Here is a 20,796-nt window from a genome sequence, read left to right on the forward strand (position 1 = left end):
AAAGCGTTCGCAATCAGCCGTCCTGCGGTCCGCCACCCTGTTTCGGGGCGTTCGTGGAGAGCTTGAACTGCGCAAAACTGCCCGGGGCGGTCTGGGGTGCCTGGCTGTATTTGCCCGGCGGAAGCGCCGTGAGCGGCGCTCCGGCGGCGGCAAGCGCATAGGGGTTAACACGGTGGCGGGTGCACAGCCCCCCTGCCCCGTCGTCGACCAGTTCCTGCTCGAACTCCACGCCCTGCGTATCGTCCATCGAACGGCGCACGGTGCAGACGGCGAGCTGGCCTTGTCCGAAGTCGAGCACGAACTGGGTGCCGACGGGCACGTCTTCCAGCCCCTGGATCATGGCGCCCGAGCGCGACATGTTGCGCAAGGTTACGTCGTAATAATGGTCTTCGTGGATCAGGCCGATCTTGCGGAAAACGGTGCGGCGGCTGGCCCGCTGGCTGCCCGCATCGGTCGGCTCGAGCGTCCATTCGCCCTGCGCGATTTCCTCGAGCAGAACCTTCTGGTTGACCGCTTCGGAAAATACGAAGCCCTGCACATGGCTGACGCCGATCTTTTTCAGTTCGGCCATGAGGTCCATGGCGTGCACGCCGGTGGCGATTGTTTCCATGCCCATCGCACCCGCTAGCGCGACGACGGCGCGGACGAGTTCCATGTCGCCCAGGTCGTTGCCCATGACGGGCTCGAAGAAATTGGCGCTGATCTTCAGCGCGTTGAACGGCGCGCGGCGCAGGTAGCTGAGCGAGGAAAGGCCGGTGCCGAACTGGTCGAGTGTCAAACGCACGCCCAGTTTGAACAGCGCACCGAGCGCGGCATCCACCTTGCTCGCATCGCCGAGCAGCACCGATTCCGCCAATTCGAGATCGAGGCGCGCCGGATCGAGACCGGTCTCGTCGAGGATCCTGGCGACCATGTCGATAAAGCCGTTCGCTTCGAACTGGATCGGCGAAATGTTGATCGAAAGGCGCAGGCTTTCGGGCCACTCGCGCGCTTCTTCGCAAGCCTTGCGCAGCGCCCATTCCCCGATCGGGATGATCAGGCGGCTGCCCTCGGCGACGGGGATGAAGGTTTCCTGGCTGACCCGGCCGCGGTCCTCATCTTCCCAGCAGTACTGCGCTTCGAGAGCGACCACCTTGTTGCTGCCGAGTTCGACGCAGGGCTGGTATTCGAGCGTGAAATTGCCCGCTTCGATGGCTTCGGCAAGATCGTCTTCCATGCGCTTGCGCAGGTTTGCCTCATGCTCGAGATCGGCGGCGTAGAAGCGGAACTGGCCGCGCCCGCCGTTCTTCGAGGCGTAGAGCGCAAGATCGGCAGCGCGGGTGAGTTCGTCGCGCTCGACACCGTCGTAAGGCGCAATGGCGATACCGACCGAACAGCCGATGGTGCAGCGGCCTTCCTCGACCGAATAGGGCTGCGAGAGCATCTGGATGATCTTCTTGGCGATCTCGCCCAGCTCGCCGCGATCGTCCATGTCGGGGATCAGGATCTGGAACTCGTCGCCGCCGAGGCGACCGATCTCGCCGCGGCCCGATATGACCTGGTTCAGGCGCTCGGCCACCTGCTGCAGCAGCTGATCGCCCGCTGCGTGGCCCAGCGTATCGTTGACCTGCTTGAAGCGGTCGAGATCGAGCATCAGCAGCGCAGCGGCGCGCTTGGCGCTGCGGAAGGTCTGCAGCGTGGAATCGATCCGGTGCTCCATCCGGTGGCGGTTGGCGAGACCGGTTAGCGAATCGAACTTGGCGAGGCGGCTCGCCTCTTCCTCGCTGCGGAATTCCTCGGTGATGTCGGTGGCGGTGCCGCGGAAGCCTACGAATTCGTCGTTATTGTCGTAGAGCGGGCGCCCCGACATGCGCAGGACAAGGTCCGCTTGCGGATCGCCGGTCTCCACTGTCAGGCCGGCAAAGCTCTTGCGGGTGCCGAGCTTCAGGCCGAGCGAGCGGGCTTCGCCGTCGCCGGGTACGGGCTCGAGAATGTGCTGGAGCGGCTGGTCGAAGGCCTTGTTGGCCTTGCGTCCGAGACGCTGGAAGATGGCCGGGCTGAGATAGGAGAGCACGCCGCGGGCATCGGTCGCCCAGAAACAGGCGACGCCGGAATTTTCCAGCTGTTCGACAATGGCCAGCTTGTCCGATCCGGAGAATTCCGGTGCAGGCGGGATATACCGACCATCCTGTTCGGAAGTCTCGGTGCCCTTTCGGCCTTTGAAGAAATCGGTGAAGGGCATCGCCCCCATGTGCTTTCAACCTCGTCGAAGCCCTGTTTGGTTCATTCGGCCTAGCGAGAATTGGTTAGTATAAAGCTAACAGCGCCCTGATACGGCACGCGAAATCGGCATGACGATGGCGTGTCAGATCTCGATTTCAGCGAAGCGCGGCACGCTCAGTATCCGGCCCGACCGGTCGCCGGCGAGCATGCCGTAAGCGTCCTTTGGCAGGGCCGCGAGAGGCCGGCCAGCCGCTTCGATCTCGTAGGGCGAGACCCGGTGGCGCGTGCAGAGGCCGTCCGCCCCGTCGCTGATGAGTGGCGTTTCGAATTCCAACCCCAGGACGTGCTTGTGCGAGCGGCGGACCGTGGCAACCGCCAACTGCCCATCCCCGAGATCGACCACGAAATCGGTGCCGACCGGCACGTTGCCCAGGCCCTCGACGCGCGCGCCCGACTTGGAGATGTTGCGCAGGACGACGGTGTAGCGATGATCGTCATGGATGACGCCGATCTTGCGCAGCACCGTGCGGCGTTCGGCGCGGTACTTCTCGGGTCCGCGCGGTTCGTAGACCAGTTCGCCCTTTTCAAGCCGTTCGAGCGCATCGTCATGCGTGATCGGCCGCGAGAAAATGTAGCCCTGGATGTGGCTTGCACCGCGCTTGATGACGAGCTCAAGCTCATCCTTCGTCTCGGTGCCTTCGGCGACGGTTTCCATCTTGAGCGCGCGCGCAAGGCTGACGATCGCGCTGATGATGGCCGAATTGTTGTTGCCCTCCTCCGTCGATCCGCGAACGAAGCTCTGATCGATCTTGATCTTGTCGAACGGGGCATGGCGCAAGTAGCTCATGGACGAATAGCCCGTCCCGAAATCGTCCAGCGCCAGCCGGACGCCGATATCCTTCAGCGCGTGGAAAATCTCGAGGGTGCGCTCCTCGTCGCCCGCGAAAACGCTTTCGGTGATCTCCAGCTCGAGCCGGTCGGGTGCAAGGCCCGATGCGTGCAGCGCCCGCTGGACGATCTGGACGAAATCGGCATTGGCGAACTGGGTCGGCGATACGTTGACGGCAACCCGCAATTCCACCGGCCATTGCTGCGCCTGCTCACAGACCTTGCGCAGCGCCCATTCGCCGATCTCGGAGATCATCCCGATATCCTCGGCGCAGGAAATGAAGAGGTCCGGCGGTACGAAGCCGCGTTCGGGATGATCCCAGCGGATCAGCGCCTCGAAGCCGGAAAGCTTGTAGTCCTTCGCCTTGATTATGGGCTGGTAATGCATGGCCAGCTCGCCCTTGTGCAGGGCGTCGCGCAGGTCTTCTTCCAGCATCCGGCGGAATTTCGCGCCTTCCTTGAGATCGCTGGAATAGAACCGATACTGGCCCCTGCCCCCGCCCTTGGCAGCATAGAGCGCAAGGTCGGCGGCCTTTATCAGCTCTTCCGCGTCGAGCCCGTCATAAGGGGCAATCGCGATGCCCAGCGATACACCGATGATCGCCCGCGAACCGTTGATCGAATAGGGCTGCGCGATCATCTGGATCACGCGCGCAGCAAGGTCGCCGAGATCGCCGCGGTCGTCGACATCGGGAAGCATGATGAGGAACTCGTCTCCGCCCAGGCGCCCGATCTCTCCGAGGTGGCCGCAAATCTGGCCGAGGCGTGCGGCGACCTGCTTCAGCAGCTCGTCACCAGCCGGATGGCCGAGAGTATCGTTGACCTGCTTGAAGCGGTCGAGGTCCAGCATCATGAGAGCGCAGACGCGCTTGTCGTTGCGGAAATGCTTGAGCCTGGAATCGAGCTTCTTGTGCATCCGGTGCCGGTTTGCGAGGCCCGTCAGCGAATCGTATTGCGAGAGACGTTCGGCATCGCGCTGGGTCTCGCGCTGGGCGGTCACATCCTTGGCGCTACCGCGGTATCCGCAAAACTTGTTGTGGCGATCGAAATGCGGCTTGCCGGCGAATTCGAGATAGCGATCTTCGCCGCGGATCGCCATTTTTACACGCAGGCCCGAAATCGAGTTACGGGCGCTCAGATAATAGGCGAGCGGGCGGACTTCGCGCTCCGCATCTTCTTCGCGGTCACCCTTGTCGACATGGAACAGGTCGGTCAGCTGTGCGCCGTAGATCTCGTCCGCGCTCGTGCCAAGCAGTTCGATGGCTGACTGCGAAAGGTAGATCAGCCTTCCGTGGACATCGGTAGCCCAGAACCAGCCGAGCCCCGCCTTTTCGAAACTGTCGAGCAGTTCCACGCGGCGCGCGTGGTCGTTCAGCGCGATCGGCACGCACTGCGTTTCGTCCCCTCCGGACCTCGCGGCTTTTGCAGTTCTCGAAAAGAAACCTGCCATTCGACCCCCGGCTACTAACCCTTTGGCACGGCATGAAGAGACGCCGTACGACCTCGTATCTAGGGAGTATTCCTTAATATTTGCATAACCATTGCATTGGCGCAGGCGTGCGGGTTCGAGGCAGCGCTTGCCACCCGTGACAAGGCGCGGCAAAGTGCCCGCAAGTCGCTGGGAGACGATCGCTAATGCGCCATATCGCCATCGTGGGTTCGGGTCCGGCCGGGTATTACACGGCTGAAGCGGCGGGCAAGCAATGGGGCGAGGATGTGCGGGTCGATGTCTTCGACAGCCTGCCGGTTCCCTATGGCCTCATCCGCACCGGCGTCGCGCCCGATCACCAGTCGATCAAGAAGGTCGCCATGCGGTATGAGAAGACCGCGCTGACCGACAACGTCCGCTTCGTCGGCAATGTGAACGTGGGCACGGACGTTTCCATCGGCGAACTGCAGGACCTCTACGACGCGGTCATCCTCGCGACCGGCGCGCCGCACGATCGCACGCTCGGCCTCGATGGCGAGGATCTGGGCAATGTCTTCGGTAGCGCCGCCTTCGTGGGCTGGTACAACGGCCATCCGCAGTTTGCAGAGCTCGATCCCGACCTTTCGGGACGACACGCGGTCGTCATCGGCATGGGCAATGTCGCGCTGGACGTGGCGCGCATCCTGTCCAAGACCGACAGCGAGTTCGAAGGCTCGGACATCGTCCTCCACGCGCTCGAAGCGCTCGCGTCATCGAAGCTCGAGACGATCACCATCCTCGGACGGCGCGGCCCTCACCAGATCATGATGACACCCAAGGAACTGGGCGAGCTCATGCACCTCAAACGCGCAAGCCCCTTCGTGGCCGAGGCCGACCTCCCACCCGAAGGAGACGACGCGATCCTCGAGCCGGGCTTGCGGAAATCGGTCACGCTCCTGCGCGAATTCGCCGCCATTCCGCAGAGTATCCGTGGCGAAACACCGATCACCATCGAGTTCGACTTTTACGCCAATCCGACAGCCATCACCGGCTCTGCAAATAAAGTCACAGGCGTCGAGGTCGAGCGCACCACTATCGAGAAGGGCCGCGCCGTCGGCACGGGCGATTCCTACATCGTTCCCGCCGATCTGGTCGTGACCTGCATCGGTTACCGCTCCTCACCCATCGAAGGCGTGCCTTTTGACGAGCGCGCCGGTCACTTCGCCAATGACGAGGGGCGCATCCTTCCCGGCCTCTATTGCGTCGGCTGGGCCAAGCGTGGCCCCACCGGGACCATCGGCACCAACCGCCCCGACGGCTATGGCGTCATCGAACTCGTCGCCCAAGACATCGGCATGGGCGCTCGCAAGCGCGGCCGCGACGGTTTCGACGCGCTGGCCGAGGAGCGCGGCCTCGACATCGTCACCTTCCGCGACTGGCAGCGGATCGAGGAAGCCGAGAACGCGGCTGCCCGAGACGGATCCCCGCGCGAGAAATTCGTCGATATCGACAGCATGATTGCCGCGCTAAGGTAGCCATCCGGAACGGCAGGGTCGCACCACTCGTTCAGCTTGAAACGCCAAGAAAGAGGACAGACCCGCCCATGCCCAAGCTCGAAGACGAAGCTGTCCAGCACACCAGCGCCCTCGGCCCGCTCATCGGCCTCACGCGCGAGGATATTTTCGGCGCGGTGGCCGTCATGCTGCGCGAAACGGCTTCCGATCCGCAGCGCTTGATGAAGCATAGCCAGACGATGGGCGAGGACATGCTCAAGATCATGACCGGCAAGAGCGAGCTTGCGCCCGACAAGAAGGACCGCCGTTTCCAGGACCCGGCGTGGCAATACAACCCCTTCATGCGCGCGGGCATGCAGTATTACCTCGCAGTGCAGAAGGGTGCCTCGCGCTGGCTCGAAGACCTCGAACTGGACGAACTGGAACGCGACCGCGCGCGCTTCATCTCGAACATTATCATCGACAGTCTTGCGCCCACCAACACCTTGATCGGCAATCCGTCGGCGCAGAAAATGGCGATTACGAGCGGCGGCCTCTCCCTCGTGAAGGGCCTCAAGAACGCCTATGACGACATGGTCCACAACAAGGGTATGGTCAGCCAGGTCGACAAGAAGCCCTTCAAGCTTGGCGAGAATATCGCGACATCAAAGGGCGATGTGGTCCTGCGCACCGGAATGATGGAGCTGGTGCATTACGCGCCGACGACGGACGAGGTCTACGAGATCCCGCAGCTCACCATCCCGCCGCAAATCAATAAGATGTATATCAACGACCTCTCGCCCGAGAAGTCGGTGGTCAAATACCAAGTCGACAACGGCATCCAGACCTTCGTCATCAGCTGGAAAAACCCGACCGCCGACCAGGGCGACTGGGACATGGCCGATTATGTCAATTCCTGCCGCGAGGCGATGGAGGCCGTGTCGAAGATTACCGGCAGCAAGAAGATCAATGTCTCGGCTGGCTGTTCGGGCGGGCAGACGGCGGCCATGCTCGCCAGCAAGCTTGCATCAGACAAGGATGATATCCTCGGCAGCCTGACGCTGATGGTTTGCGTGCTCCATCCCAAGCAGAACGACATCGAGGCAGGATCGCTTGTCAGCGAAAACGGCCTTGCTCTCGCCCGTCGCCGCGCTTCCAAAAAGAGTGTCATCAAGGGTGACGACTTGTCGCGCGGCTTTGCGTGGCTGCGCCCCAACGATCTGATCTGGAACTACGTCATCAACAACTACCTGCTCGGGCAGGACCCGCCGGCCTTCGACGTGCTGTTCTGGAACGCCGATGCGACGAACCTTTCGGGAGCGCTGATGGGCGACTTCCTGACCGTGTTCGAAACGCTCGCTTTCACCAAGCAGGGCGAAGTCGAGATGGTCGATCACAAGATCGACCTCTCCAAGGTCACCAGCGACCTGTTCATCCTTGGGGGCGTTACCGATCATATCACCCCGTGGAAGGCCACCTATCGGTCCACCCGCCTCTTCGGTTCGAAGGACATTACCTACGTCCTGTCGCATTCCGGGCACATGCAGGCGATTTTGAACCCTCCCGGTAACCCCAAGGCAAGGTACTATATCCAGAAGGATGCGAAGAAGAAGCTGCCCGAAACGGCGGACAAGTGGTTGGAAGGTACCGAAGAGGTCGCCGGTTCGTGGTGGCCCTACTGGATGAACTGGCTGCAGACCCGCGCCGGCGAGAAGAAGAAGGCTCCGGCGAAAACGGGGAACAAGGAGTTCAAGCCACTGGACCCCGCCCCCGGCCTATACGTTATGGAAGCCTGCTAGGTTGAAAAAGGATTGCGTGTGACCGCTTCGAAGGACGAACCCCAAAAAGATCTCGGGACCGCCACTGTCGAGATGATCGAGGCAGGCGGTCGCACCTTGCGGGTGGCGCACTGGCGCCTGGACAAGCCTTCGGACCACGCGCCGATCCTGTTCTTCAACGGCATCGGCGCCAATATCGAAGCTGTCGCCCCGCTGGCAGAGCGCCTGACCGAGCGCGCCTTCATCATCTTCGACATGCCGGGCACGGGCGAAAGCCCCGACCCGACCGTACCCTACAACCCCTTCACCATGAGCTGGACGGCGACGCAGATCCTCGACCAGCTCGGCGTCGACGAGGTCGATGTCATGGGGGTCAGCTGGGGCGGCGCAATGGCGCAGCATTTCGCGCTTCAGCATCCGGGCCGCACGCGGCGACTGGTGCTGGTGGCGACGACCGCCGGCATGCTGATGGTGCCGGGAAATCCGGCCGCGCTATCCAAGATGGCAAACCCGCGCCGCTACGTCGATTCCAAGTTCATGAACGAGCATTTCATGATGCTCTACGGCGGCATGACCAAGCGGCCGGGCAGCAAGGAAGACCATATTGGTCGCCTCAAGCCGCCCTCCCCGCGCGGCTATCTCTACCAGCTTGTCGCCATGCTTGGCTGGACCAGCCTTCCCGGCCTACCCTTCATGAACAAGGAAGTGCTGATTATGATGGGCGACGAGGACCAGATCGTGCCGCTGGTGAACGGCAAGATCCTCAACACTATGATCCGCAATTCGCGGCTAGAAGTGTTCAAGGGCGGCGGTCACCTGTTCCTGCTTACCCATGCCGACGAAAGCGTCGCGAGCATCCGTTTTTTCCTCGACGCGCCCTCGACCGAAGCGGAGAGCCGCCGCGCCGCATAACCGGGTGGCCTGACGGCCCCTTGCCAGACCAGTTGCAATGTGGAACCTTCCCTCGCGAGAGAGAGGAGCCACACTCATGCCAGCATTCGACCTGATCATCCGCGGCGGGACCATCGTCGACGGAACCGGAGAGGCGCGCTTCACCGGCGATGTCGCAGTTAAGGACGGCCTGATCGCGCAGGTCGGCGAGGTGTCGGGCGACGCGGCGGAGGAGATTGACGCATCGGGTATGCTGGTCACCCCCGGCTTCGTCGACATTCACACGCATTACGACGGGCAGGCGACCTGGGACCAGGAAATGGCCCCCAGCAGCTGGCACGGTGTGACCACCGTCGTGATGGGCAATTGCGGCGTCGGCTTCGCGCCGGCCAAGCCCGACAAGCACGAATGGCTGATCGGCCTGATGGAGGGCGTCGAGGATATTCCCGGCACCGCGCTCGCCGAAGGCATGAGTTGGGACTGGGAGACCTTCCCCGAATATCTCGACGCACTCGAAAAATTTCCGCGCACGGTCGATGTCGGCACCCATGTTCCGCACGGCTCGGTCCGCGCCTACGTCCTCGGCGATCGCGAGCGTCCCGGCGCGGTTCCGACCGAGGATGATATCGCGCAGATGGCGACGATCGTCGAAGAAGGCGTGCGCGCCGGTGCTTTGGGCTTCTCCACCTCGCGCACCGTTCTCCACCGCGATGTCGACGGCGAGGTCGTCCCCGGCACCACGGCGACCAAGGAAGAGCTGATCGAGATCGGCCGCGCCATGGGCCGCGCGGGCCACGGCGTTTTCGAAATGGCCAGCGACATGATGCGCGAGTGGGACGAGTTCGGCTGGATGGGCGCGCTGAGCCGCGAAACCGGCCTGCCCTGCACCTATGCCGCGCTGCAATCGATCGCCAAGGAAATGCCGCTCGACGAGCAAATTTCCTCCATGCGCGCAGAGAACGACAACGGCGCGAACATCGTCGCCCAAATCGCCTTGCGCGGAAACGGCATCGTCATGGCCTGGCGCGGCACCGTCCACCCCTTCCGCCTGAAGCCGAGCTGGAAAGAGATCCAGGACTTGCCGTGGGAGGAGCAGAAGGCGAAGCTGTTCGATCCCGAGTTCAAGGCGAAGATGCTGGCCGAGCAGCACGATTTTTCCGAAGTCAATCAGGACATCATCGGCCTGATCATGGTGGTCTGCGGCGGCTGGAACATGCAGTTCGAAATGGACCCCGATTTCAATTACGAGCCGACCGCTGCCGAGAGCATCCTCGAACGCGCCAAGGCGGCGGGCAAGTCGGGCGACGAGTACGCCTACGACCTGCTTTGTAGCGACGATGGCAAGGGCTTTATCTACCTGCCGATCCTCAACTACGCCGACGGCAATCTCGATTTCCTCCATGAGTTGCAGAACGCCGACGACACGGTGAATTCACTGTCCGACGGCGGCGCGCATTGCGGCACGATCTGCGACGCGGCCTCGCCCACCTTCATGCTGCAACACTGGGTGCGCGATCGCTCGCGCGGCACCATCAGCCTGGAGAACGCGATCAAGCGGCAATGCGCTGACACCGCGCGGCTCTACGGGCTGGAGGACCGCGGGGTGCTCGCCCCCGGCTATATCGCCGATATCAACGTGATCGACATGGAGCGCCTCAAGCTCGGCAAACCATGGCTCGCCTTCGACCTTCCGGCGGGCGGCAAACGCCTGTTGCAAAAGGCGGAAGGCTATGTCGCCACGATCAAGAACGGCGTGGTGACCTTCCGCGAAGGAGAATGGACCGGCGAGACGCCCGGCGGCCTGATCCGCGGCCCGCAACGCGCCGAACTGGCGGAGGCAGCCGAATGAAGGCGATCCGCACCGGCACCACGCCCTCCACACTCGACGCGCTGGCATGGGTCGACATCGAAGATCCTGCCGCGCCCGGACCGGGAGAAATCTCGGTGGAGCTGAAGGCTAGTTCGCTCAATTACCACGACTACGCCGTGGTGAAGGGCATGATCCCGACGACCGAGGGCCGCATCCCCATGTCGGACGGCGCGGGCGTGGTCACCGGGGTCGGCGACGGCGTGACCGAATTCGCCACCGGCGACCACATTATCAGCACCTTCTTTCCCGAGTGGTTGGACGGTGAGCCGCCACAGACCGCCTTCACCCGCGTACCGGGGGACGGGATCGACGGTTACGCACGACAGGCGATTACTGCGCCAACACACTGGTTCACCCGCGCGCCCAAGGGTTTCAGCCATATCGAGGCGGCAACGCTGACCTGCGCCGGGCTGACGGCATGGCGCGCGCTGTTCGTCGATTACGCGCTCAAGCCCGGTGACACCGTACTGGTGCAGGGCACGGGCGGCGTGTCGATTTTCGCCCTCCAATTCGCCAAGGCAGCCGGAGCGACGGTGATCGCGACCAGCTCTTCCGACGAGAAGCTGGAACAGGTGAAGGCACTCGGGGCGGATCACCTGATCAACTACAAGGAGGTCGAGGCCTGGGGGGCCAAGGCGCTCGAATTCACTGGCGGACGCGGGGTTGATTGCGTCGTCGAGATCGGCGGCGCCGGGACGCTCGACCAATCGATGCTGGCGACCCGCGTCGGCGGCCATGTGGCGCTGATCGGTGTGCTGGCGGGCATAGCGGGGCCGGTGCAGACCGCCCTGCTCTTCTCCAAGAACCTCACCGTGCAGGGCCTCACCGTCGGCAGCCGCGCGATGCAGCAGGACATGATCGCGGCCATCGAGGCCAATGGCATCAAGCCGCAGGTGAGCGATATCTTCGCGCTTGAGGACCTTGCCGACGCTTTCCGCCACCAGGAAAGCGGCAGTCACTTCGGCAAGATCGGCATCGAGGTCTAGGGCTCGATCACGATCCCCTTGGCGGGATCGACGCTGCCGCCGACCATTTTGACGAAAGTGTCGCGCGCGGCCTCGAGCCCGCTGCGGCGCTCGATCGCGATGGCCCCGCCGGCATCCTCGAGAAAACCGCGCCAGCTTTCGGCAACCATAGCGCCTGCCTTTTCGGACCCGTGTTCCTTGAACAGCGCCACCGCATGGTCGGGCGCGAAGAACAAGGTCGGAGTCGGTCCGGGCAGATCACCGGCCCCGCCGATACCGCCGCCCCGCTCCTCGATATGCGTCGCGCCGACAAGGCAGGAGTATTTGAGATCGTCCCCGAGGTGGTGGTGCAATGCGCCGAGCAGCTTGGCGTTGCCCGCGAAGTCGACCGTTACGCTGGGCACTGCAGCCAGGTCTCCAACGGCGTCATAGGCGAGCACCTCGTCATAGAGCCCGCTGGCCTTCACGAACTCGACATTGCCTGGTGAGGTCAGACCGACCCGCTTCACATCCGGCGACCGCCGTTTGGCCACGCTAGCAAGGCCCATCGCGGTCTTGGACGAGGCGCTGGTCAGGATCACCTGGCTCGCCCCAAACCAGTTCTCGGCGCGCATGAAATACTCGATCAGGAAGCCCGTCCTGAACAGCGGACCGAAGAGCATGCGCTCGCCCTCGCGATCGGGATCGTGTTCCGGGTCGACGGCAAGGCGAGAATACTGGTTGTAGATCGGGCTCATCGGCAGGCGATGCTCGGCCATGTCGACGAAGCCGCCCGCGCTGACCTTGCCCGGCACGACATCGAGATGGCTCGCCATGGGCAGGTAGCCATAGACGCGCTCGCCCACGGTAAACTCGGGATGGTTGCTCTGGATTACCCGCGCGTGGCCCCACATGGGGACGATGCCCATGCCCTCGGGCGCGGGGAAGAAGTTCCAGTAGCCGAAGCCGTCGCCGACTACGGCGTAGGTCACATTGTTGGCAGTGACCGAGAAGCTTTCGATAGCAAGCCGCACCGCGCCCTCGGCCAGAGCGCCCTCGTCCAGTTCGACCACATCGGCCTTGGTCAAATCGGACTTATGGACATGAACCTGCTGCATCGCGTCTCTCCCACTTTCGGGGAGGACGCTAGCGGCAGGTCATGACAAATGCGAGGGCTGTTACACCCGCATCGGCATGAGGACGTAGAGCGCGGGGCTGTCGTCGTTCTTGCGGATCAGCGTGGGCGCGCCGGCGTCGGCGAGGTGGATTTCAACCTGGTCGCTGTCGATCTGGCTGAGGATGTCCTTAAGATAGCCGGCGTTGAAACCGATCTCGAAGCCGTCCGAGCCATATTCGGCCGCAAGCTCTTCCGAAGCCGTGCCGTTGTCGGGCGAGGTCACGGTGAGTGTCACGCGGTCCTTGTCGAGTCCCATCTTCACAGCGCGGGTCTTTTCCGTGGCGATGGTCGCCACGCGGTCGACACCGGCGAAGAAGCTTTTCGGGTCGATCTTTAGGAGCTTGTCGTTGCCCGTCGGTATGACGCGCGAGTAATCGGGGAAAGTCCCGTCGATCAGCTTGCTGGTCAGCACCACGCCGCCCTCACCGCCGAGCGTGAAACGGATCTTGCTTGCCGACAGGTCGATCTGGACGTCGCCGTCCATCTTTTCGTCGAGCAGCTTGCGCAGTTCGGCCACGGCTTTGCGCGGCACGATCACGTCGGGCATGCCTTCCGCGCCTTCGGGGCGCGCAAGCGTGAAGCGCGCGAGGCGGTGGCCGTCGGTGGCCGCGGCCTTGAGGACCGGCTGATCCTCGTCCGAAACGTGCAGGAAGATGCCGTTAAGGTAGTAACGCGTTTCTTCAGTCGAGATCGCAAAGCGCGTGCGGTCGATCATCTCGGCCAGCGTCTTGGCAGGCAGCGAGAAGCTGGTCGGCAGGTCGCCTTCGACGATCATGGGGAAATCGTCGCGCGGCAGGGTCGGCAGTTTGAAGCGGCTGCGCCCGGCCTTCACGTCCATGCGGTTTTCCGCGGTTTCAAGGCTGACCTGGCTACCTTCGGGCAGCTTTCGGGCAATGTCGAACAGGAGGTGGGCCGAGACCGTGATCGCGCCGTCGCTTTCGACGCTGGCGGCTTCGATATGTTCGACCACTTGCAGATCGAGGTCGGTCGCCATGACGCGCAGGCCATTGCCTTCCGCTTCGATCAGCACGTTCGAGAGGATCGGGATGGTGTTGCGGCGTTCGACCACGGACTGGACGTGGGAGAGACAGCGCAGCAGCGTCGCGCGTTCGATTGTGGCCTTCATGGTCCTTCTTTCGTCCCTTTTGGGCGCGGTGAAGGCCGGAATCGCTCCACCAGCGCCGGAATACGGATATTGACCTTAGCTATGCTGGCATGGCTCGCAAGCTTCGCGCGCTAACGAGCGGTTTTCCCTTGGGGATAAGTGGATTTACCCCTGCATCGCCATACCGCCGTTCACGTGGATGGTCTGCCCCGTGACATAAGCGGCTTCATCGCTGGCGAGGTAAGCCACGGCGGCGCCGATCTCGTCGCCCTCGCCCATGCGGCCCATTGGGATGCGGCTGTTGATGGCGGCCTTCTGGTCGTCGTTCAGTGCATCGGTCATCGCGGTGCGGATGAAGCCGGGGGCGACGCAGTTCACGGTGATGTTGCGGCTGGCGAGTTCCTGCGCGAGGCTTTTGCTCATGCCGGTCAGGCCCGCCTTGGCGGCGACGTAGTTCATCTGGCCGGGATTGCCGGTGTGGCCGACCACGCTGGTGATCGAGATGATCCGGCCACCCCTGGCCTTCATCATCGGGCGCGCGCTGGCGCGCATCAGGCGGAAGCTCGCTTCGAGGTTGATGCGGATTACCTCGTCCCATTCCTCGTCCTTCATCCGCATCGCGAGATTGTCGCGCGTGATGCCGGCGTTGTTGACGAGGATGTTCATGCTGCCCAGCGTGTCGACGGTGGCCGGGATCAGTTCCTCGACCTGCGTTGTGTCGGACAGGTTGCAGGTAATCTCGACATGGTCGCGGCCGGTGTCGGCGTTGAGCTGTTCGCGAAATGCCCGCAGCTTGTCCCCGTTCGAGCCGGACAGCGCGAGGCGCGCCCCTTGGCGAGCGAGCGCATAGGCGATGGACGATCCGATGCCGCCACTGGCACCGGTGACGAGGGCGGTCTTGCCTTCGAGGTTGAACATCAGCCGTTCTCCTTCGCGAAATTTTCAAGGTCTTCCATGGTGACGAGGCTGACCGTGGTCGCCTCCTTTGCGATGCGGCCGACCATCGGGCCGAGCACCTTGCCGCCCAACTCGACGAAACGCTCCACACCCGCCTCCTGCATGGCGAGCACGCTTTCGCGCCAGCGCACGCGGCCGGTAACTTGGTCGACCAATAGTGCCTGCTCTTCGGCCGGGTCGGTGACGCGGGCAGCGGTGACATTGGCAAAGAGAGGCACGGTGAAGCTGCCGGGCGCGGTATCGGCGAGCGCGATCTTCATGCGCTGGGCCGCCGGTTCCATCAGCGAGCAGTGGAACGGCGCGGAGACGGGCAGCTTGATGCCGCGCTTGATGCCGTGTTCCTTGGCCATCTCGATGGCGCGGTCGATGGCTTCGGCGTGGCCGGAAATCACGACCTGCGTGGGGTCGTTATCGTTGGCGACCTCGCACACCTGCCCTTCGGCCGCCGCTTCGGCAAGCGCGGTGGCCTTCTCGATATCGGCGCCGAGCAGCGCGGCCATTGCGCCGACGCCAATCGGCACGGCGTCCTGCATGGCGATGCCGCGCAGACGCAGCAGCTTGGCGGTCTCGGACAGGCCGAAGGCGCCGGCTGCACAAAGCGCCGAATATTCGCCGAGCGAGTGACCTGCGACACAAGTCGCCTTGTCGGCAAGCACAACGCCGAATTCCTTTTCGAGCACGCGCAGGGTGGCGATGGAATTCGCCATGATTGCGGGCTGCGCGTTGCTGGTGAGCGTGAGTTCGCTTTCCGGACCGTCCTTCATCAGCGCAGAAAGCTTCTGGTTCAGCGCGTCGTCGACTTCCTCGAACACCTCGCGAGCGTGCGCGCTGGCTTCGGCGAGCTCGACGCCCATGCCGACTTTCTGGCTCCCCTGACCGGGGAAGATGAATGCAGTCATGAATCTCTCCTTGTGCGGGGCCGCTTAGGCGCGTGCGCCGCAAGCCTCAAGGCCGAAGGGGACGATCCTGTTGTCAGAGGTGTGACCGATGGCAGCGCGCCCGAGGTATTCGATGCCGTAGCGTTCGCACCATCCGCGCACGATTTCTTCGGCGTTGGCACCGAAGGGGCGGTCGTTCTCGGGCACGGCGGTCACCTCGCCGAGCCGTATCCCGGCCACGCCCTGCATGTGCTCCACCAGATGGAACATCAGCCGGTCGATGGCATATTCGTATTCGCCCACTTCCTCGATCAGCACCTCGTGCCCATCCAGAGAAGGCATGAACTGCGTGCCGACCAGCATCGCCAGCGTATAGAGATTGAACGCCGCTACTGGCCTGCCGGACAGGGAGGGTTCAAGTCCGGCATCCTCGCCCGCCATCCAGCAGAGGACGCGGCGGATCGCTTCTTCCCCGCCCTCACGCTTTACATCCACCGGCATTGGCGCGTGGATCGGTTTTCCAATCCCCGCGCGGTAGAGCGCGCCGAGGAGGAAACCCATGTCGGAGTAGCCGAGAAAAGCCTTCTCGCGCGCGGCGGGCTGGACCCGTCCGATGAAGTTCGCGGCAATGCGGTTGGAGCCGTATCCACCCTTGGCGAACCACACGGCGTCGAAAGCGGCGTCGTTCGCGCATTCGAGCAAGGTGCCGAGCCGCACGGCGTCCGCCCCGGCGAAATGTCCGTCCTCGACGAAGCATTGCTCGTGGAAATGGAGCGCGATGTCCGGAAATTCCTCCGCCGCCAGCGCCAGAACGGCCTCGGCGTATTTGCGTTTGAGCGGTGTCGCGGGGGCGCAGATCGCCACTTTTCGGATCGGTCGGTGCACGGGTGCGACCATGCCTGCTTGTCATTGCGCTTACAACTGCATAGCGAGGCCGCAATGACCGACTTCCCCAGCCCTGATGAGCTTTTCGCGCGCCCTTTCTTCTTCGTCGGCATCGGCGGATCGGGAATGCTGCCGCTGGCGCAAATCCTCAAGGGCCGCGGCTGCGAAGTCGGCGGCTCCGACCGCAGCTTCGACCAGGGGCGCACGCCGGAGAAATTCGCCGCGCTCGAACGGCAGGGTTTCCAGCTTCACCCGCAGGACGGCAGCGGCATCGTCTCGGGCGAGCAAATCGTGGTCGCCTCCGCCGCGATCGAAGACAGCGTGCCCGAGATAGACCGCGCCAACGAACTTGGTTGCCTGCGCCTGACCCGCGCCGAGCTCAACTCGATCCTCTTCAACACCAGCGGGGCGGGGATTGCCGTCGCCGGGACCAGCGGCAAGTCGACCGTTACGGGAATGCTGGGCTGGATTCTGGAAGCTACTGGCCGTGCACCTACGATCATGAACGGCGCGGTGATGAAGAATTTCGTCTCGCCCGAACGCCCCTTTGCCAGCGCCGTGGTGGGCAGCCAGAGCATCTATGCCAGCGAAGTCGACGAAAGCGATGGCTCCATCGCCCTCTATCGCCCCGCCGTCGGCGTGCTGCTCAACGTCAGCCTCGACCACAAGAGCATGGAGGAGTTGCGCCAGCTGTTCGGCGACTATCTCTCGCGCAGCCGCATCTCGGTGATCAACGCCGATGACGAGGAAGCGCTGGCACTGCTCCCGCAGGCGAAGGACGTGATCACCTTCGGGATCGAGCAGGACAAGGCGCAGATCAGCATCGTGCCGGGCAGCATTGCCGAAGGTCCGGTTCGGCAGGCGGCAATGGTGATCGACCGCCACGACAAGTCCGAACAAGCGCTGCGGCTCAACATGCCGGGCCGGCACAATCTTTCGAACGCGCTCGCGGCCATCGCGGGCGCAGCGGCGGCCGGCGTACCCGTCGCCGCCTCGGTCGAGGCGCTCGCCGGTTTCGAAGGACTAGCCCGCCGCTTCGATATCGTGGGGACGAGCCACGCGGCCATTACCGTGATCGACGATTTCGGCCATAACCCCGAGAAATGCGCGGCCACGCTCCGCACCCTGCGCGCCCATAGCGGCCGGGTGCTCGTCTTCTTCCAGCCGCACGGTTACGGCCCCTTGCGCCAGATGGGCGACGAGCTCGCGCAGGTCTTCGTCGATGAGCTGGCCGAGGACGACCGCGTGCTGATGTGCGACCCGGTCTATTTCGGCGGCACGGTCGATCGTAGCGAAGGGAGCGAACGGATCGTCCGATTGGTGGAGCAGGCGGGAGGGCGCGCCGAATATATCCCTACACGCAAGGCCATCGAGGATCGCCTCGTCAACCTCGCGAGTCCCGGGGACCGGATCGTGGTGATGGGCGCGCGAGACGACACGCTATCCGAATTCGCGCGCAAGGTCTTCGCCCGCCTGTCCTAGCGTATTTCGGCGGCCCCAGCCGGTTCGACGATTTCGACTTCACCATCCTTAGTCACGATGACGCTTCGGTTTCGCCCGGCGTGCTTTGCCGCATAAAGCGCGCGGTCCGCGTCAGCGAAGACTGCGTCTCGCGATCGGCCTTGCCCGAGGGAACCGCCAACGCTGATCGTTGCGTGCGGGATACCAAGGGGGTTCTCCCCGTTCCTGCGGTCGACGGCGAGGCGAAGGCGTTCGGCAGCCTTGCGGACGTCGAGCTCGTCCTCGCAGGCGAAAATGAGCGCGAATTCCTCTGCGCCCAGACGCTAGATGGTGGAGCCTTCGACATTTTCGAAGCTGTTCCGCATGAGGCTCGCCATGTGCCGCAGCACCGTGTCCCCCACAATATGCCCCTCGCTGTCGTTGATCGCCTTGAAATGATCGACGTCCGCGACCAGCAGCGCCTGTCCGTTCTCGAGGCGCTTCACTGAGTCGAAGGCGCGCCGGTTGCCAAGGCCGGTCAACGGATCGCTGAGCGCCATGCGGCCAAGCTTGACCGCGTTCACCCGCGCTCGGTCCCGCTCCACCCGCAGCACCATGAAGCGGTCCCCGACGGCTGCCGAACTGCCCAGCACCAGCAGGAGCATGGCGGCGTAGAGGAAATCGTCGACATGATAAGAGGGCCGATACCACCCGAGCGAAATCGCCAGAGTAATGACACCGCCGATGATCATCCCGGAGAACGAGATCAGGAGGTACAGGGCCGCCCGGCTTTCGTTGAACAGGGCCACGGCGATCAGTCCCAGCACCCCGAGCGCCAGCGGCAGCACCGAGGCGAGGAAGGCGCTGTGCGAAACCAGGCGAAGCGGTTCTAGATCGATGATTGTCACGATCTTCAAAGCCGTCAGCGCTATTGTCAGGCGTTGCAGCCACTTGGGCACCGCGCCCTCTTCCAGCAGCGAAAGGATGAAGCCGACCGCCGCAGCTATCGCCAGCGCCAGCGTGAGCGTGTTGAGCTGGAAACGCACGCCGAGCGGCGTGTTCGGGAACAGCTGGAAGATCAGCCCTGAATTGGAAACGACGAAACCCAGGAGGCCGAAGGTCATGGCCGCATGCCATATCATGAAGCGGAAGCGCAGGGTGCGGAAGAACAGGAAATCGAAGATGATCGGCGCGATGAGCATTCCACAGATAAGGGCGTAGGTCAGCGAACGGAAGAAATGCTCCTTGCGAGCCTCCTCGCGCGTGACGAGGCGGGTGTCCCTGATCGTGGCGATCGTGCGCGGCCGCTCGAAGACGACGTCCACGACTTCGAGCGGGCTCTCCGATCTTGGAACCGGCACGCTGAACCGGGTCCGGGCGAACCACGCGCGGACCGCCATCTGCGGATCGACATCGACGAGCCTTTGCTGCCCGTCGGCATAAATGAAGCGGACCAGCATGGACTGGTAGTTGGAAGGATCGGTTTGCCAGTAGAGGGAAGTCGAAGCAGTTGCGAACCCGCCGGGGACCTCTGCATGGGTGCGGACGAACCGATCGTTTCGTGCGAACCTACCTTCGGCGCAATCGAGTTCGCTCGCCCCCAGAGCGAGCGCCTCGGCCGAGCTGTCTGCTCCTCCGACGCAGGCCAGCGCGTCGAGGGCCAGGTCGCGGGCCTCCAGCGGCTGGGCGAGAAAGGCCCAGCCAACAGCGATTGCATACATTAAGCTTGCCAGTATGCGGCGGCTCACGGCTCCCCCTAAAACTCCCGCGTCCCCCAACGCAGAACAGGGGCCTTATCGCTCGAAATATTCGGTTTGAACAGGGTGTTGCCGCTCCGCGTCCCGAGAGGGGACGCAAGCCAGCTTCAATGCGCGCCCTTTCCGCGAAACAGCACCTTGTGGATGAGCATCGCGATGACGAACCCCAGTGCGAGACCGATGAGCGCCGATATGCCCGCATAGGTTACCCAGCCCGCCAGGCCGGACAAGGCACCGGTCGCATTCTGGACCGCGTATTCCGCGCCGTGAGCGATATCGTAGAAAAGGTCGAAGCCCAGTTCGTGCGTACCATGGACGACAATACCGCCCCCGACCCACAGCATGGCGATAGTCCCCACGAAGGATAGGGTCTTGAGCAACCAAGGCATGCCCTTCAGCAGTGCGCGCCCGATAGCCTGCGCTGTGGCCGAAGACTTTTTCGTCAGATGCAGTCCGACGTCGTCCATCTTCACGATTAGCGCGACAGAGCCATAGACCACTACGGTCACGGCGATGGCGACCAGGGCAAGGGCCAGCCCGCGTTGCCAGAAGGTCTCGACAATTGTCTCGCTCGACAACTCGTTGAGCACGATCGCCATGATCTCAGCCGAAAGGATAAGATCGGTGCGGATGGCGCCCGCGACGCGCTGCTTCTCGAACGCCACGGGATCCTGGATCACGTCCTCGACCGTCTTGCCGTGCTTTTCGCCGCCCAGCTTTTCCATCACCTTTTCCGCGCCCTCATAGGAGAGGAAAGCCCCGCCCAGCATCAGGATCAGGATGATTGCGCTGGGCAGGAATTCGCTGAGAAGCAGGGCGCCCGGCAGAAGAAAGATAAGCTTGTTCTTGAAACTGCCCTTAGTGATCGCCCAGATGATCGGAAGCTCGCGGGCCGGGGAAAGCCCGGTCACATAGCTCGGCGTTACGGCGGCATCGTCGATTATCACGCCCGCTGTCTTGGAACCGGCCCGTCCTGCTGCCGCGGCGACATCGTCTACAGAGGCGGCGGCGGTGCGGGCAATAATGGAAACGTCATCGAGCAGTGCTACGAGGCCGGTCGGCATTTTGGTCTTTCCCCTTGGATTACCGATGCAATGCGCCCCTGCCCCGCACATTCCGTCGC

At 63.4% G+C, this 20,796-nt stretch carries 14 protein-coding genes and 1 pseudogene; 6 read left to right on the plus strand and 9 right to left on the minus strand.

Going from position 1 to position 20,796, the window contains the following annotated elements; all coding sequences use genetic code 11:
- Nucleotides 1-13: 13 nt before the first annotated feature.
- Together ED21_RS02815 and ED21_RS02820 are read right to left on the minus strand one after the other, a co-directional pair.
- Nucleotides 14-2,230, minus strand: a complete 2,217-nt coding sequence (locus ED21_RS02815) for an EAL domain-containing protein (RefSeq protein ID WP_006832313.1) — start codon at nucleotides 2,228-2,230, stop codon at nucleotides 14-16.
- Between the two features lie 114 nt (nucleotides 2,231-2,344).
- Entirely contained in the window at nucleotides 2,345-4,477 is a 2,133-nt protein-coding gene (locus ED21_RS02820; protein ID WP_006832314.1) for an EAL domain-containing protein, read from the minus strand.
- Between the two features lie 248 nt (nucleotides 4,478-4,725).
- On the opposite strand from ED21_RS02820, the gene ED21_RS02825 reads away from it, so the two are divergent.
- From ED21_RS02825 to ED21_RS02845, 5 genes are all read left to right on the plus strand, one after another.
- Complete coding sequence (locus ED21_RS02825) at nucleotides 4,726-6,033, plus strand: FAD-dependent oxidoreductase (RefSeq protein ID WP_006832315.1); 1,308 nt, start codon at nucleotides 4,726-4,728, stop codon at nucleotides 6,031-6,033.
- Nucleotides 6,034-6,101: 68 nt separating this feature from the next.
- Nucleotides 6,102-7,790, plus strand: a complete 1,689-nt coding sequence (locus ED21_RS02830; protein ID WP_006832316.1) for an alpha/beta hydrolase — start codon at nucleotides 6,102-6,104, stop codon at nucleotides 7,788-7,790.
- Between the two features lie 18 nt (nucleotides 7,791-7,808).
- Nucleotides 7,809-8,681, plus strand: coding sequence for an alpha/beta fold hydrolase (locus ED21_RS02835; protein ID WP_006832317.1), 873 nt, complete (start codon nucleotides 7,809-7,811; stop codon nucleotides 8,679-8,681).
- Between the two features lie 76 nt (nucleotides 8,682-8,757).
- Nucleotides 8,758-10,509 carry an amidohydrolase family protein gene (locus ED21_RS02840; RefSeq protein ID WP_006832318.1) on the plus strand — a complete coding sequence of 584 codons (1,752 nt, stop codon included), beginning with the start codon at nucleotides 8,758-8,760 and terminating at the stop codon, nucleotides 10,507-10,509.
- On the plus strand, nucleotides 10,506-11,516 hold the full coding sequence (locus ED21_RS02845; protein WP_006832319.1) for an NAD(P)-dependent alcohol dehydrogenase: 1,011 nt from the start codon (nucleotides 10,506-10,508) through the stop codon (nucleotides 11,514-11,516). The genes ED21_RS02840 and ED21_RS02845 overlap by 4 nt, the downstream gene beginning before the upstream one ends.
- Here ED21_RS02845 and ED21_RS02850 read toward each other — a convergent pair.
- From ED21_RS02850 to ED21_RS02870, 5 genes are all read right to left on the minus strand, one after another.
- Nucleotides 11,513-12,592 (minus strand): DUF2855 family protein, encoded by a 1,080-nt coding sequence (locus ED21_RS02850; protein WP_006832320.1) that lies wholly within the window; start codon nucleotides 12,590-12,592, stop codon nucleotides 11,513-11,515. The genes ED21_RS02845 and ED21_RS02850 overlap by 4 nt on opposite strands.
- Before the next feature lie 60 nt (nucleotides 12,593-12,652).
- Nucleotides 12,653-13,777 carry a DNA polymerase III subunit beta gene (gene dnaN, locus ED21_RS02855; RefSeq protein WP_006832321.1) on the minus strand — a complete coding sequence of 375 codons (1,125 nt, stop codon included), beginning with the start codon at nucleotides 13,775-13,777 and terminating at the stop codon, nucleotides 12,653-12,655.
- A gap of 144 nt (nucleotides 13,778-13,921) precedes the next feature.
- Nucleotides 13,922-14,674 carry a 3-oxoacyl-[acyl-carrier-protein] reductase gene (gene fabG / locus ED21_RS02860; protein ID WP_006832322.1) on the minus strand — a complete coding sequence of 251 codons (753 nt, stop codon included), beginning with the start codon at nucleotides 14,672-14,674 and terminating at the stop codon, nucleotides 13,922-13,924.
- Complete coding sequence (gene fabD / locus ED21_RS02865; protein ID WP_006832323.1) at nucleotides 14,674-15,612, minus strand: ACP S-malonyltransferase; 939 nt, start codon at nucleotides 15,610-15,612, stop codon at nucleotides 14,674-14,676. Before fabD ends, fabG begins: the two co-directional genes overlap by 1 nt.
- 24 nt (nucleotides 15,613-15,636) lie before the next feature.
- Nucleotides 15,637-16,488 carry an LD-carboxypeptidase gene (locus ED21_RS02870; RefSeq protein WP_006832324.1) on the minus strand — a complete coding sequence of 284 codons (852 nt, stop codon included), beginning with the start codon at nucleotides 16,486-16,488 and terminating at the stop codon, nucleotides 15,637-15,639.
- Between the two features lie 42 nt (nucleotides 16,489-16,530).
- Here ED21_RS02870 and ED21_RS02875 point away from each other — a divergent pair, with 42 nt between their 5' ends.
- On the plus strand, nucleotides 16,531-17,958 hold the full coding sequence (locus ED21_RS02875; RefSeq protein ID WP_006832326.1) for a Mur ligase family protein: 1,428 nt from the start codon (nucleotides 16,531-16,533) through the stop codon (nucleotides 17,956-17,958).
- On the opposite strand, the pseudogene ED21_RS15735 reads toward ED21_RS02875, so the two are convergent.
- Nucleotides 17,955-19,637: pseudogene (locus tag ED21_RS15735) on the minus strand (diguanylate cyclase). The gene ED21_RS02875 and the pseudogene ED21_RS15735 sit on opposite strands and share 4 nt — an antisense overlap.
- A 143-nt stretch (nucleotides 19,638-19,780) precedes the next feature.
- A complete protein-coding gene (locus ED21_RS02885) occupies nucleotides 19,781-20,737 on the minus strand; it encodes a DUF808 domain-containing protein (protein WP_006832328.1) in 957 nt (318 codons plus the stop codon).
- Nucleotides 20,738-20,796 lie beyond the last annotated feature (59 nt).

The organism is Erythrobacter sp. SD-21 (assembly GCF_000181515.1).
Classification (GTDB): domain Bacteria; phylum Pseudomonadota; class Alphaproteobacteria; order Sphingomonadales; family Sphingomonadaceae; genus Qipengyuania.